The organism is Acinetobacter sp. 25-47-122 (assembly GCF_056779695.1).
In genome coordinates, this window is the sequence record NZ_JBWYIJ010000001.1 from 298986 (window position 1) to 314044 (window position 15059).

The 15059-nt window shown below is 39.4% G+C and carries 9 protein-coding genes; 5 read left to right on the forward strand and 4 right to left on the reverse strand.

Going from position 1 to position 15059, the window contains the following annotated elements; genetic code table 11:
• Positions 1–82: 82 nt before the first annotated feature.
• Entirely contained in the window at positions 83–721 is a 639-nt protein-coding gene (gene nfuA, locus AC1M9P_RS01335; protein WP_481586528.1) for a Fe-S biogenesis protein NfuA, read from the reverse strand.
• 159 nt (positions 722–880) lie between these two features.
• On the opposite strand from nfuA, the gene AC1M9P_RS01340 reads away from it, so the two are divergent.
• The 3 genes from AC1M9P_RS01340 to AC1M9P_RS01350 all read left to right on the forward strand — a co-directional run bounded on the left by AC1M9P_RS01340 (position 881) and on the right by AC1M9P_RS01350 (position 4309).
• Positions 881–1498 carry a rhomboid family intramembrane serine protease gene (locus AC1M9P_RS01340; RefSeq protein ID WP_481586529.1) on the forward strand — a complete coding sequence of 206 codons (618 nt, stop codon included), beginning with the start codon at positions 881–883 and terminating at the stop codon, positions 1496–1498.
• Between the two features lie 156 nt (positions 1499–1654).
• A complete protein-coding gene (locus AC1M9P_RS01345) occupies positions 1655–2608 on the forward strand; it encodes an ABC transporter substrate-binding protein (RefSeq protein WP_481586530.1) in 954 nt (317 codons plus the stop codon).
• A 159-nt stretch (positions 2609–2767) separates the two neighbouring features.
• On the forward strand, positions 2768–4309 hold the full coding sequence (locus tag AC1M9P_RS01350; RefSeq protein ID WP_481586531.1) for a hypothetical protein: 1542 nt from the start codon (positions 2768–2770) through the stop codon (positions 4307–4309).
• A gap of 74 nt (positions 4310–4383) precedes the next feature.
• On the opposite strand, the gene AC1M9P_RS01355 is transcribed toward AC1M9P_RS01350, so the two are convergent.
• Positions 4384–6006 carry an inorganic phosphate transporter gene (locus AC1M9P_RS01355; RefSeq protein ID WP_035269616.1) on the reverse strand — a complete coding sequence of 541 codons (1623 nt, stop codon included), beginning with the start codon at positions 6004–6006 and terminating at the stop codon, positions 4384–4386.
• A gap of 458 nt (positions 6007–6464) precedes the next feature.
• Here AC1M9P_RS01355 and metH point away from each other — a divergent pair, with 458 nt between their 5' ends.
• Positions 6465–10151: a methionine synthase gene (gene metH / locus AC1M9P_RS01360; RefSeq protein ID WP_481586532.1), complete on the forward strand. Its 3687-nt coding sequence runs from the start codon at positions 6465–6467 to the stop codon at positions 10149–10151.
• A 58-nt stretch (positions 10152–10209) separates the two neighbouring features.
• Here the strand turns inward: metH and AC1M9P_RS01365 are convergent, their stop codons facing one another.
• Together AC1M9P_RS01365 and AC1M9P_RS01370 are read right to left on the reverse strand one after the other, a co-directional pair.
• Positions 10210–11919 carry an ATP-binding protein gene (locus AC1M9P_RS01365; protein ID WP_481586533.1) on the reverse strand — a complete coding sequence of 570 codons (1710 nt, stop codon included), beginning with the start codon at positions 11917–11919 and terminating at the stop codon, positions 10210–10212.
• A 2-nt stretch (positions 11920–11921) separates the two neighbouring features.
• Positions 11922–12983 carry an SIR2 family protein gene (locus tag AC1M9P_RS01370; RefSeq protein WP_481586534.1) on the reverse strand — a complete coding sequence of 354 codons (1062 nt, stop codon included), beginning with the start codon at positions 12981–12983 and terminating at the stop codon, positions 11922–11924.
• A 320-nt stretch (positions 12984–13303) separates the two neighbouring features.
• Here AC1M9P_RS01370 and dhaK point away from each other — a divergent pair, with 320 nt between their 5' ends.
• Positions 13304–15034, forward strand: a complete 1731-nt coding sequence (dhaK, locus tag AC1M9P_RS01375; RefSeq protein WP_481586535.1) for a dihydroxyacetone kinase subunit DhaK — start codon at positions 13304–13306, stop codon at positions 15032–15034.
• Positions 15035–15059 lie beyond the last annotated feature (25 nt).

Below are 15059 nucleotides of genomic sequence, written 5' to 3' on the forward strand. Positions count from 1 at the left end.
TCATTTTATTCAGTTTTCAATAAAAAAAAGCCCCCTTTTAATGGGAGCTTTTCAAATCTGCTTTTGTAAATTTAAATGCGACTTATTTCATATAAGCGCCGTCAGATTGACTGTGGTCTGTTTGATCCACGACACGTTGTAACTCTGGAATATGCTGTTTTAGCGTAACTTCAACACCTTGTTTAAGTGTCACATCAATCGCTGAACACCCTTGACAGCCACCACCAAATTTCAAGACCGCTGTTAAACCATGCTCAGCATCTTCAACCACTTCAACCAATGCACAGCTTCCACCATGCCCTGCTAAACCAGGGTTAATTTCTGACTGTAATACATAGGTTATACGTTCTTCAATCGATGCATCTGGACCTACACGTGGCACTTTCGAGTTAGGTGCACGGAAAGTCAACTGACCACCAAAGCGATCTTTGTTGTAATCAATCACTGCATCCAATAAGTATGGGATTGATGGTGTATCAATATATGCAGCAAATTTTGGATATTCTTGTTTATAGTCGGTTGGAACGACTTCATCTGGTGCACTATATGCCATGCAGCATTCAGCACGTGGTGTACCCGGATGTTCTACGAAAACACGTACCGCGATACCAGGAGTATTTTGCTTTTCTAAAAGTTCAAACAAATACTCTTGCGCAGTTGGTGTAATTAATAAATTTGGAATTTCTTCAGCAACTGCAGTGCTGGTGTTCTCAGTCGACATAACAATTTTTCCTCAAGCTGAAGACTCTATTTTAACTGAAGATCGGGGGTAATATTTAAAATTCAACTAAATTTGTCAGAATTATTATATTAATAACAATTAAATTTAAAAAAATGGCATGATGAACAGAATTAAAGCAATTTACTCAATCTTATCCATATGCTTGATTTACCTTTTAATCATACTGTCACCATCGTTTTAATTACGGTTGCCATTTCACTGGTTGCATTTTCCAATCAAAATATTATGAATCGTTTGATTTTTTGGCCTCCAGCCATGCAGAAAGGTCAATACGATCGATTTATCACGCATGGTTTTATACATGCAGATGGAACACATCTACTGTTCAATATGATCACACTCTTTTTCTTTGGAAGTGTAATTGAGAGTTTTTATCGACAATACTTATATGAACTCGGATTTGTTCTGTTCTATTTAGGCGGTTTAATCGCGGCAATTATTCCAAGCTATTTAAAACATAAAAATGATCACCGCTGGGCAAGTCTAGGTGCCTCTGGAGCAGTATCAGCAGTCTTGTTTGCTTATATTTTATTTCAACCATGGAAACTGATATTTGTCTTCTTTATTCCAGTTCCAGCCATTATTTTTGCCGTGCTTTATGTTGCTTATAGTATTTGGTCAGGTAAACGTGGAAACAGTAACATCAACCACAGTGCACATTTATGGGGTGCAGCCTACGGTGTCGTGGTTACGATATTGATTGAACCTCAAATTATTCCACATTTCTTCAGCAAGTTGTTTCAACTACCGCTCTAATTCTTTGATCATTGCGGGGGCTTAAAACACTCCGCACAAATACCCTTAAATTCAAAGTTGATGCTGGTAAATAAATCAAAAACACAAATTCAACAATGATAATGATTATCATTTATATATTCATGTTAAGCTTTTATCAAACCTCGAGGTATTGATATGACTTACATTAAACTTCCATTGGCACTCATTCTTTCATTCAGCGCCTTTGTTTCATATGCTCAACCTGTTCAATTCACTTATCAAGATCAAACTATTCAACTTCAAAATACGCCACAGAAGCTGGCTGTTTACGAACTATCCGCGTTGGATACACTGAATGCTTTGGGTATTCAAGCATCAATCGTACCCGAAACTACTTTTGTTGGTGCTTTGAAAAAATTTAATGACAAACAATATGTAAAAGCTGGATCTTTATTTGAACCCAACCAAACCTTATTAAAAGAACAAAAGCCAGATCTCATCATTGTCGGCGGGCGTTCTGCTGCAAAATTAAATGAGGTCAAAAAAATTGCACCTGCAATCAACCTCTGGCCTGATACTCAAAACTTCAATCAAGACCTGAAAAATCGCACACTTTTTTTAGCAAAAATGTTTAATAAGGAACAACTCGCACAATCTAAATTAGATCATGTCTATGCCCTTCAAGCACAACTTAAACAACTCACTAAAGGCAAATCCGGCCTGATGCTTTTTGCCATGGGTGATAATTTTATACCGCATGCAAAGAATGAAAGATTTGGATTTGCCTATGATATTTCTGGCTTAAAGTCAGTGGTGCCGTCTGCAGCACCTCAAGCCTCAAGTGCTCGACCTGCTCCAAACTCACCAGAAGCGCTTGCTGCCGCGCAACGCAATTTAGAGCGTCTAGCACATGCAATAAAACAAAATCCTGATTTCATCATTGTGTTAGACCGTGGTGCTGTAAACACGCAAAACTATGCTGCGAAACAACATATTCAATCACATCCATTACTCAAGAATAGTCAAGCAGTCAAAGAGAATCGTGTCATCTTTGTTGATGCCGATGCCTGGTATTTAACGGGCGCTGGCTTAGATAACACTGCATTTATGTTAGAAGAATTGATCAATGGTATAAAAAATACTAAATAATTGATTTTGTTTATAAAGGAAGTCTTCGGCTTCCTTTTTTTAGAAATATCTCGTAATAATTCAATCAATATCTGGTAATTAATGCCACCTAGATCATTAATTTTGTCAGGATAATGTAGGCATCCGCGAATTTATTCATTTTTTTTTGAGATTTTTTGCATGTCTAATCAACCTGATGGTTTACAATTTTCCTCTAACACGTCCTCTAAACCCAGCAGTTCAAAATCAGGCCAACGCATCGTCAGTGCGGCATTACAACAGATTCAGCCAGAATACGCTGATGCAGTTATCAATGAAAAGAATTGGCGAAAATCCTATCCGATTCATTTTAAACGGTTGGTAGAATGTGGGCTCTCATCACCTGAAGCTGCGCTGCGCATCGCTCAAGATGGACTTCAACAAGCTTATGAAGAGTTTAGTTTTCAACGTGATCAACATACACATGCATTGAATGAAGTGATGAATCTTAAATCAAAAGATTTAAATACCTACACACTTCAAGGAAACTCTAATGCTGAGCCACAATGGTTTGTACCTTATCAGGGTAAAAATTTAGAAGGTCAAGCCCTACTCGACCAAATTCAACTTTGGTTAGACCGAGGTATTATAGAAGCATCACATGCACAGGCACTACAAGCGTGTGTGCAGCATCCAGAGTGGTTTGACCTTTCAGATCGAACAATGGTGCTGTTTGGTGCAGCTTCTGAAGCAGGACCTTTACCTTGGCTGGCGAAATGGAAAGCCAATATCGTGGCGCTTGATTTAAATCATGAGCGAGTATGGACAAAGATTTTGAATACTGTTCTGCAAGGCAATGCGACCTTATACGCTCCAAGTGTCGAATCAATAGATTCATCTGCATCTATACGTGAAGCTGCAGAGCGTTTAGGCGTTAACTTATTAACAGATACCCCTGAGATTGCACATTGGCTCACCCAGTTTGATCGAGACTTAGATCTTGCCGCGATTGCGTATTTAGATGGCGAAAAGCACGTTCGTGTTTCTATGGCGATGGATGCCATTATGCAACATGTCAGCCAACAAAAATCCAATACCAGTTTAATGTATATGTGTACGCCCACTGACGTCTACGCTGTACCACAGGAAGTTATTCAAGGTGGATTAGATAAGTTTAAATCACGCTCTAAACTTGAAAATATTCTGTCCAAGAGTATTTCGACTGTCTCTCGTGATTATTTTTTCAAACAAAATGAAGAACGCTTATTCCAATGTCATGATAAACAGTATGGGATCTGCGACTGTCTTGTGGTTGAACAAGGTCCAAATTATGCGTTGGCGAAAAGGATTCAACAATGGCGCGCTACGTTAGCACGGTCACAAGGTCAACGTGTCAGCATTAATATTGCTCCATCGACCACTACACATTCGGTAACCAAAAACCCATTATTAAAAGCTGCTTTCAATGGTGCCAATTTGTTTGATGTTGAAGCATTTGAACCCGCGACGACCAATGCGATTATGGCTGCGTTGTGGATTCATGATTTGAGAAACCCACAGTCGGTTGCCAATCCTGACATCGCCCTCAATCATCCATTAGACTTAATCATGCATGGTGCTAATCATGGTGGATTATGGCGTGTAGCATATCTCGCACGCACCGCCCTACCATTTGCCGCATTATATGGTTTTGCTGAGGAAAAACTCCCCTTGAAAAAACTTTGGTCTAAATTCCAAAAATAAGCGTCATAAACAATTGATCATAAAAAAAGCGCTGATTGTTCAGCGCTTTTTTAGTCTTTAAGTATTGAATTCCATCAGGTGAACTGAAGGAACAACCAGAATAAACCACCTGATAAACAGATTGTTGCTGGCAGTGTGAAAATCCACGCTGATAAGATTGTGCGAACCATTTGGAAGTTTAAGCCCGACTTATTCGCAACCATCGTACCTGCTACAGCAGAGTTTAAAACGTGTGTTGTTGACACTGGCATACCAAAGCCATCAGCAGCAGCAATCGTTGACATTGCAACTAACTCTGCAGACATCCCCTGACCATAAGTCATGTGTTGTTTACCAATACGCTCACCAACGGTAACAACAATACGTTTCCAGCCTACCATCGTCCCTAGACCTAATGCCAATGCAGTCGCAACTTTCACCCATGTTGGAATGTATTGAAGGAATGAATCTAAGTTATCACGGTAGTTGTCCACTGTTTTTTCTTGCGCTTCAGTCATGGCAGGTAAAGCTTCTGCTTTATCTAAACGCTTGAATGCAGTCGTGCTGAGGTACATATCATTACGGAATTCAGCCACTTGATCTTCAGGAACATCTTTAATGGATGTGTAGCTTCCTACTTTTTCACCTAAATGATCCGTTAAACTTGCCAAAGCTGGTACAACTTCAGGCGTGATTTCTTTGGTTTGGATATATGACGTGATAATTTCACGCGCTTTTTCATCTGGAATATCTTGGTGATTTGGATAAATCAAATCAGCAGTTTGAGCAGATAACTGACCAAACGTTTGGATATGTTGTTGATCTAGACTCTTGTTTAAAGAGTATGCCAATGGCACGATCCCGATCAGAATCAACATAATCAGACCCATACCTTTTTGACCATCATTTGAGCCGTGTGCAAAACTTACACCGGTACACGTGAAAATCAAAATGGCACGAATAAGTGGCGGCGGCGGTTTATTCCCTTCTGGTGGTTGGAATAATTCCACTTGTTTCTTAAAGATTTTTTTAACCAATAAGAACAATACAGCCGCAAATGCAAAACCGATTAATGGTGAGAATAAAAGTGCTTTACCCACTTTCATCACCTGTTCCATGTCTACACCTGACGCACCATTACCTGCGTTTAAGATGTAGTTCATGATGCCCACACCTAAAATCGAACCGATCAGTGTATGAGAGCTAGAAGCAGGGATACCGAGGAACCAAGTTCCTAAGTTCCATACGATTGCGGCAATCAACATGGCAAAGACCATGGCAAAACCAGCACCTGAACCGACGTTCATAATCAATTCAACAGGCAATAGCGCGATAATACCGTAGGCAACTGCACCACTTGCGACCATTACGCCAAGGAAGTTACAGAAGCCTGCCCACATTACAGCGACAGGTGCAGATAAAGCGTTGGTATAAATAACTGTTGCCACAGCATTTGCCGTGTCATGGAAACCGTTAACGAACTCGAAACCCAATGCGATAAACAATGCCGTGGCCAACATGATCACAGCATAAAGATTTAAAGCAGGCACATGAGATAAATCAGCAGCCAACTGAAAACCAATGTAAATCAAGGTTGAAACAATCAGTGTAAGGAACACTGGCATAAAGAATTTCGGCGTTGGCACGTGAACATTCGTCGACTGCATAGGCGTTGACGATTGTGCTGAATCTGAAACTGGAGTTTGATTAGAATTCATGCAAGCAGAGAAAGAGGATAAATATCCCCTCTATTGTTCAATTTAATTATTACAATTATATGACAAAGAGCTGTCATATAAGTCATCCAAATGACACTTATTTAAGAAAATTAAACTTTAAAAACAACCAATATTCAAAATTTAACAATAATAATCAAATAGTTAATACAAAACCCTCGTCTTTAATCTTTATTTCAATCGGTAATTAAATAGATGAAATAAAGATGACATCACTGTCACATTTGTTACAACGGCAGTTATTATTACATTAGATTATGACAACATGATGAAATATAGTCAGTTTCAGTTTTGATAGATTGATCATCGTAGTTGATGGATGAAATTCATCCTTAATTTTTTGGGAATAGGTTCATAAATTTTTATTTATCAGAAAAGTGGACGTAACTCTGCTAAAATATTGCACCATTATTTGTGCAGATTTTTGTGAGAGTCATTTGATGTCTACCCTCGCCACCTTAAAAGCGCTTCTTGCCAAACGTATCCTGATTATTGATGGTGCAATGGGTACCATGATCCAACGCCACAAATTGGAAGAAGCTGATTACCGTGGTGAACGTTTTGAGGATTGGGCCTACGACCTTAAGGGTAATAACGACTTATTGGTTCTAACTCAGCCACAGATTATTCAAGGCATTCATGAAGCTTATCTTGAAGCTGGTGCAGATATTATTGAAACCAACTCGTTCAATGGAACGCGTGTTTCAATGTCTGACTACCATATGGAAGATTTGGTTCCTGAGATTAACCGTGAAGCAGCTCGAATTGCCAAAGAAGCATGTAAAAAATACTCAACACCTGAAAAGCCACGTTTTGTCGCAGGCGTATTAGGACCAACGTCACGTACCACTTCAATTTCACCAAATGTAAATGATCCGGCATTCCGTAACATCACCTTTGATGAGTTAAAAGTTAACTACATTGAAGCGACTAAGGCATTGATTGAAGGTGGTGCAGACATCATCTTGATTGAAACGGTCTTCGATACCCTAAATGCCAAAGCTGCGATCTTTGCAGTGAAAGAAGTGTTTAAAGAAATTGGTTACGAACTGCCAATTATGATTTCGGGCACCATTACCGATGCATCTGGGCGTACACTCACAGGTCAAACCGCAGAAGCATTCTGGAACTCAATGCGCCATGCAGAGCCTTTATCGATTGGCTTTAACTGTGCACTGGGTGCAGATGCGATGCGTCCACACGTCAAAACCGTGTCTGACGTTGCGGATACTTTTGTTTCAGCGCATCCAAACGCAGGCTTACCAAATGCCTTCGGTGGTTATGATGAAACTCCTGAAGAAACTGCAGCATTTATTAAAGAATTTGCTGAAAGTGGCTTAATTAACATTACGGGTGGTTGTTGTGGTACGACGCCGGATCATATTCGTGCGATTGCGCAAGCAGTTGAAGGTATTGCACCGCGTCAAATCCCTGAAATTGAACCTGCATGTCGTTTAAGTGGTTTAGAGCCATTTAACATTACTAAAGATTCATTGTTTGTGAACGTCGGTGAACGTACCAACGTGACAGGTTCTAAAAAATTCTTACGCCTGATTAAAGAAGGTAACTTCACTGAAGCTTTAGATGTTGCTCGCCAACAAGTTGAAGCCGGTGCGCAAATCATCGACATCAACATGGATGAAGGGATGCTGGATTCGCAAGAAGCGATGGTGCATTTCCTGAATCTGATCGCATCTGAGCCTGATATTTCACGTGTGCCAATCATGCTTGACTCTTCTAAATGGGAGATCATTGAAGCAGGTTTGAAATGCGTCCAAGGTAAAGCGGTTGTAAACTCAATTTCCTTAAAAGAAGGTTATGACGAGTTTGTAGAACGTGCTCGCCTCTGCCGTCAGTACGGTGCGGCAGTCATTGTCATGGCGTTTGATGAAAATGGTCAAGCGGATACAGCTGAACGTAAAAAGGAAATCTGTAAGCGCTCTTACGATGTCTTAGTCAACGAAGTGGGTTTCCCATCTGAAGATATTATTTTTGACCCGAACGTGTTTGCGGTCGCAACAGGTATTGAAGAACACAACAACTACGGTGTGGACTTCATTGAAGCAACAGGTTGGATTAAGCAAAACCTGCCAAATGCCATGGTGTCAGGCGGGATCTCAAACGTATCGTTCTCATTCCGTGGTAATGAGCCTGTTCGTGAAGCGATCCATGCGGTGTTCTTGTATCACGGCATTCAACAAGGCTTAACCATGGGGATCGTCAACGCAGGTCAGCTTGCAATTTATGATGATATCGATGCTGAGCTAAAAGAAGCTGTTGAAGATGTGGTACTGAACCGTAACCAAGGCGCAAGCGGTCAAGAAGCGACTGAAAAATTACTCGCTGTTGCGGAAAAATATCGTGGTCAAGCGGGTGCGCAAAAGGCTGAAGAAAACCTTGAATGGCGCAATGAACCTGTAGAAAAACGTCTTGAATACGCGTTAGTTAAAGGTATTACGACTTATATCGATGAAGATACTGAAGAAGCACGTTTAAAATCAGCTCGTCCACTTGATGTGATCGAAGGTCCACTCATGGCAGGGATGAACGTGGTGGGTGACCTGTTCGGTGCCGGCAAAATGTTCTTACCACAAGTGGTGAAATCTGCACGTGTGATGAAACAAGCCGTGGCTTGGTTGAACCCATTTATTGAAGCAGAAAAAACCCAAGGCGAAGCCAAAGGTAAAATCTTGCTTGCTACTGTTAAAGGCGACGTACACGACATCGGTAAAAACATCGTGGGTGTGGTACTTGGCTGTAACGGTTATGACATCGTTGACCTTGGCGTGATGGTACCGTGTGAGAAAATTCTACAAACTGCGATTGATGAGAAAGTTGATATCATCGGTTTGTCAGGTTTGATTACACCATCACTCGATGAAATGGTCTTTGTTGCGAAAGAAATGCAACGTAAAGGCTTTAACATTCCACTCATGATTGGTGGTGCAACAACATCGAAAGCGCATACTGCCGTGAAAATTGCGCCGCAATATCACAATGATGGCGTGTACTACACTGCTGATGCCTCTCGTGCAGTCGGTGTTGCAACGCAACTTTTATCTGCTGATATGAAGCCTCAATTGGCAGCGGACTATGCAGCGGATTATGAAAAAATCCGTACACGTCTAGCGAATAAGCAACCGAAAGCTGCAAAACTGTCTTATGCTGAATCAGTTGAAAATGGCTTCAAAATTGACTTTGAAAAGCATGCACCTGTAAAACCAAACTTTATTGGTTCTGAAACATTCACCAACTATCCTTTAGAAACTTTGGTGGAATACTTCGACTGGACACCATTCTTTATTTCTTGGAGTTTGGCGGGTAAATACCCGAAAATCCTTGAAGATGAAGTTGTGGGTGAAGCTGCACGTGATTTGTTTGAACAAGCACAAGCGATGCTCAAAGACATCATCGAAAATAAACGTTTCGATGCGCGCGCTACTTTCAGTCTTTACCCTGCCAACCGTGTTGCAGCAGACACTGTTGCGGTAACTGATGAAAATGGCAATGTGACGCATACCTTTGAGCATATTCGTCAGCAGTCTGACAAAGTGACAGGCAAAGCGAATTTCTCACTGGCTGACTTTGTAGCGCCGAAAGACGTGGCGCAAGATTATTTGGGTGGTTTCACTGTATCGATCTTTGGTGCGGAAGAACTTTCGCAAGAATACAAAGCCAAAGGTGATGACTATAACGCGATTATGGTTCAAGCCTTGGGTGACCGTTTTGCAGAAGCATTTGCTGAACACTTGCACCAACGTATTCGTAAAGAGTTCTGGGGCTACCAAACCGATGAACAGCTTTCGAATGAAGAGTTGATCAAAGAGAAGTATGTGGGTATTCGTCCTGCACCGGGCTACCCTGCTTGTCCTGAACATTCTGAAAAAGCGCCGTTGTTTGATTGGTTAGGTACGACTGAAAAGATTGGAACTTACTTAACTAGTAGCTTTGCAATGTGGCCACCTTCATCAGTGAGCGGTTTCTACTACGCCAACCCTGAAACTGAATACTTTAACGTGGGTAAAATCTCTGGCGATCAGTTGGAAGATTATGCGAAGCGTAAAGGTTGGACGTTGGATGAAGCGAAACGTTGGTTAGCGCCGAATTTGGATGATTCTATTGTTTAAGAATCTCGTAGTTTAGAAAAAATAATCCCCTCGAGTGAGGGGATTTTTTATTGAAATATTAATTTCTGTTTTGTCTTCTCATATTCTCGATTGATTTTTCAAAGTTTGTTTCTTTAACCTCCTCAGACCATTTTGTCCAAAAATCAATCGTAGCACTGAGTGGTTTCTGAGTTGGTTCATGAATTTTAATACGACTAGGAAGTAATACCGCATCACCAACAACCATTGCCTCACCCACATCCAGCAATGGTAATTGCTCTAATAAACTGGCATAACTTTCAGGCAAAACACTTCTCACAGCACTCTGATCATCAGAATTTGTTAATCTTAACGAGATAATATTATTGCATTGGCTTAATATCGTAGTACTAACATCAGAAGGCCGTTGACTCACAATTAATAAAGCAACACCATATTTTCGTCCTTCTTTAGCAATCTTTTCAAAAGTTGCAACTGCTCGTTTTTCTAATGGGCTATTAGGATAGTTTGGTAAATATAGATGTGCTTCGTCACATACAAAAGCTAAAGGTCTTCTACTAGCAGAATCACTCCAAAATTGTACTTGATACGTTAGTCGAGAAACCAATCCGATAATAGTTGGCAAAATATCAGCAGGCACATCAGAAAAATCAACAACTTTTATATTTCTTTCAGCAAATGACATTAATTTTGCAACAATATGATATAAGGATTCGTATTGAAGATATGAGGAATCATTTTGAAACAGAAAGGAGTATCTTTTGTCATTAACACGACTTTTTATCCTTACAAGTAACCTTGTTAATTCTCCATGATAGGGACCATTTTTATCTTTATTATTAGCACCCGGAACTCTTTCTGTATTTAAATATTCTAATCGATCTAATAAGTCTTCAATTCTATAAGGAATAGGGCTGTCAAATGTTAAAGTTTCTATAAGATCACCTTTATTATTATCTTCTAAAAAATTTTTCTTTAACTCCAAAATAGTATTTTGAACTAAAACAACTTGGTTATGAGCAGTAAACTCACTACCATCTACAAAAAGTGTCTGAATTTCATCATTATTAAGTAACCAATAAGGCAAATATATATTTTCTAGTGAAGAAATATCATCTTCTGGACCAGGAATTCTAAGTTGCTTAGCATAGGCTAGACTTTTATATTCACTATGCAAATCATAAACAATGATATTAGAGGAGGGTAATTTGGAGGTATTTTCTAGTAAAGTAGCGACTGTCCAAGATTTCCCTGAACCTGTACTTCCTAATATAGCAGCATGACGTTGAAACAGTTTATTTCCATCTAATAACGCTTTCGCCTTATCATCTAATTTGAAAACCCCTAACTCTAGTAAGCTTTTTGAATCTTTACCATCAGATAAATGACCCATAAAAACTTCTAAATTTGCATCTTTTAATACAAAACATTGAGTATCAATTTCAGGCACATGATCTACTGATCTAGTAAATATATTTTTTTGTTTACTCGCATCCCATTTTAGAGCACCCATCAAAGTTACTTTAACCGTATTAACTATCGTTTCTTCCAAATATTCTAATTCTTCTTCCTCTTCCGTTATACTAGTTGGACTTACTACAATAGATTTAATAACTTTATCTATCATACCAATCAGCCAATAATCGTAAGCAATATTTAATTTAGCAGCGATTAATTGATTTACTCGTGCTTTTTTTAAATTATTACTGTCTTCTACTAATATTGATACTTTTCTAGTATCTACTTCTCTAACATCACCTAGATAATAAGATTCATCAAACGAAAACATAATTATGTCCCTAAAATTTCTTTACTAAAAACTGAAAATTCCCATAAATTAATATCAAGCTCATACCAACTACCAAGTTTTTTATTAAAGACTCTTGCATTATCATTTGAATCTTGTTTGCAAATTACCCACATATTTTCAGAGCTATTCATCCACTCTTCAATTCTTTCATTTAAATCTCTTGTAATAACTAAAGCATTATTCTTATTATTTTGAATTTTATTCTTTATTGTCCCATTTACTAACTGCATATCATTAAATCCAAAACCCAAAAATAAAAATGAACTTGACCCATTTACTGCAGCATCATAAGCACTTAACAATGAAGTTCTATGCTCATGTAATTTTTCATATTTTGATAAACCAGGTGTTACCAATATACGCTCAACTGTAAGAGGCTTCGAATGTGTCCAAATATCACTCTCAACAACTTTATCCTTATATAAAAAAGTATTAAGAGACCCGTGAGGCTTATAAAACTTAATATGCTTTTTTAAGGCTTTTCTCGGTGGTCTGCGACCAGTTGACGGAGTAATATGCTGATGATGATTGCAAGACTTTTCCCAATCTAGATATTTAATAACACCTCCGCTAAATCCGGTGCAATAAGCAATATTGTCTGATACTAGACTATATTCACAAAGTAAATCATAGTTAGGGGTTGCCACATTCAAGACTTGATTTTCGCCAATAGAATTAAATAATTTATTAATTATTTTTCTTAAGCTCCATGAAACTTTGCCATCCAAAATTTGAGTTGAATATTCTTTATCTATTGAGGCTACAAAATTAGCTGTATTTTCAACTATCCTATTAATTAATTCAGTTGAATTAACTTCATTCATAGAATTTTCAAAATCTATTCCACTATTAAGTTTATCAAGAACAGCCTGCCATTCTTCTAACATTACACCCGATAGAGTACTAAACTCATTTTCTAAATATTGTTGTAATGCTCCCATACCGAAACGAGTATCAAGTGCACAAGAGGTACCTGTACCAAATAACACAAAAGGAGTATCTAAGAAAAAATTTTGAAGTTCTGTGTAAATTGTACTTTTCATAGCCCCAATTTTATAATTTTAAAACAATAATATAACTTAATTTTTTGAATACTTAATAACCTAAATTGATTTTCTTGACTCCCCTCCCCCCTTGCGAAGCATTGCTTCACATCCCAATAGGAGACGGAGCATTCATTGTGAAGTTAAAACCACTATAAATTCGATAAAGAAAATACCCTCTCCTTCTAGGAGAGGGTTAGGGAGAGGTGAAAATAGCCCCCCCCAAATCATCCGTTTTAACATTTTTAGATCAGCAAATATTTCAAGTTTAGTGAATAATTAAAACTTATTAATGAAATTACCAAAAGTTTGATATTTCCATGAAAAAACTCATCAACCACCCTGAAAACTTGGTTGTCGACATGTGCAAAGGCTTTGTCCTTGCTCACCCTGAACTCGCATTTACTGAGTCACATAAAATTATTTCAAGAAAAGAAAAACATAATAATGTTGCTCTCATCAGTGGTGGCGGTAGCGGTCACGAACCTGCACATGCGGGCTTTGTAGGTCAAGGCATGTTAGACGCTGCTGTGTGTGGCGATGTCTTTGCATCACCGTCACAAATTCAGGTCTATAAAGCATTACAACACGTCGCAACCGACAAAGGCGTGTTGATGATCATCAAAAACTATTCTGGCGATATGATGAATTTCCAGAATGGTGCAGCTTTAGCCACTGAAGACGGGATTCAAGTCGACTTTGTGAAAGTTGCAGATGATATAGCGGTGAAAGACAGCCTCTATACTGTCGGTCGTCGTGGTGTGGCAGGCACAGTCTTTGTACATAAAATTGCAGGGGCTGCCGCATCAAAAGGCTTAGAGCTGAGTGAAGTTAAAGCGGTGGCACAGAAAGCCGCAGCCAATGTCATCAGTTTAGGTTTTGCCTATAGCTCATGTACTGTTCCCGCCAAAGGTACACCAACTTTTACCCTTGCCGATGATGAAATGGAATACGGCGTCGGTATTCATGGTGAACCAGGCATCCGTCGTGAAAAAATCTTGCCAGCAAAAGAACTGGCACAACGTATGGTCGATGACCTGTTTTTAGATCGTCCAGACATGAAAGAAGTTGCAGTATTGATCAATGGCTTTGGTTCTACCCCAATGCAAGAACTGTATCTGTTTAATCATGATGTATGTGAACACCTTGCACATAAGGGCATCAAAATTTACCGTACTTTTGTCGGCAACTACATGACCAGTATCGACATGAATGGTGCATCCATTTCATTACTTGAATTGGATGATGAACTCAAAACATACTTAGATGCTGAAGCCAACACCCCTGCCTTTAAACTTGATGGTTCACCTGCTTTAGCCATTGAGTTTGCGATAAAAGATACGGCTACCCAACATCAAGGCAACAGCCAAGTTGAAACTGCAGCAGAACATGCTGAAATTCAAAATGAGCAATTTACCATTGAAAACATGCGCTATGTGGTCGATGTCATGGCTGCCTGTATTATTAAAAATGAAGTGCTATTTTGTGAGTTAGACGCGCACGCAGGTGACGGCGACTTCGGCATGAGTGTGGCTAAAGGCTTTAAACAACTCAAGAAAGAATGGCAAAGCTTGATCCAAGCACAGCAGATGGATGAATTCTTGCTCAATAGCTCCATGATCATTATGGAACATTGTGGCGGTGCTTCGGGTCCCATCTGGGGTTCTGCATTCCGTGCCGCAAGTAAAGCCATTCAAGGTAAAACCACGTTAAGCGTGGTGGATTTTGCCGATATGCTGCAAGCCGCAGTAAAAGGTATTCAAACTACAGGCGAACGTTCATTTGGACGTGGCGCTGTTGTCGGTGATAAAACGTTGATCGATGCTTTAGTGCCATGCGCAGATTCATGGTCAAACAACACCGACAAAAGCTTTAAGGAAAACTTTATCTTAGGTGCTCAAGCTGCTGTTCAAGGCGCAGAATCGACCAAAGAGATTGTTGCACGTATGGGTCGTGCAGGTACTGTCGGGGATCGTAGCTTAGGCTATCCTGATGCAGGTGCATATGGTTTAGGTGTGATTTTTACCGATATTGCCGATCATCTAAAATAACATCTAAACATGACATGAATGATTG

What these genes read in the sequence shown, in the direction of transcription:
- metH (WP_481586532.1), top strand. Translation starts at nt 6,465, where the DNA reads ATGTCTACCCTCGCCACCTTAAAAGCGCTTCTTGCCAAACGTATCCTG.
- AC1M9P_RS01345 (WP_481586530.1), top strand. Translation starts at nt 1,655, where the DNA reads ATGACTTACATTAAACTTCCATTGGCACTCATTCTTTCATTCAGCGCC.
- AC1M9P_RS01365 (WP_481586533.1), bottom strand. Translation starts at nt 11,919, where the DNA reads ATGTTTTCGTTTGATGAATCTTATTATCTAGGTGATGTTAGAGAAGTA.
- nfuA (WP_481586528.1), bottom strand. Translation starts at nt 721, where the DNA reads ATGTCGACTGAGAACACCAGCACTGCAGTTGCTGAAGAAATTCCAAAT.
- dhaK (WP_481586535.1), top strand. Translation starts at nt 13,304, where the DNA reads ATGAAAAAACTCATCAACCACCCTGAAAACTTGGTTGTCGACATGTGC.
- AC1M9P_RS01340 (WP_481586529.1), top strand. Translation starts at nt 881, where the DNA reads ATGCTTGATTTACCTTTTAATCATACTGTCACCATCGTTTTAATTACG.
- AC1M9P_RS01350 (WP_481586531.1), top strand. Translation starts at nt 2,768, where the DNA reads ATGTCTAATCAACCTGATGGTTTACAATTTTCCTCTAACACGTCCTCT.
- AC1M9P_RS01370 (WP_481586534.1), bottom strand. Translation starts at nt 12,983, where the DNA reads ATGAAAAGTACAATTTACACAGAACTTCAAAATTTTTTCTTAGATACT.
- AC1M9P_RS01355 (WP_035269616.1), bottom strand. Translation starts at nt 6,006, where the DNA reads ATGAATTCTAATCAAACTCCAGTTTCAGATTCAGCACAATCGTCAACG.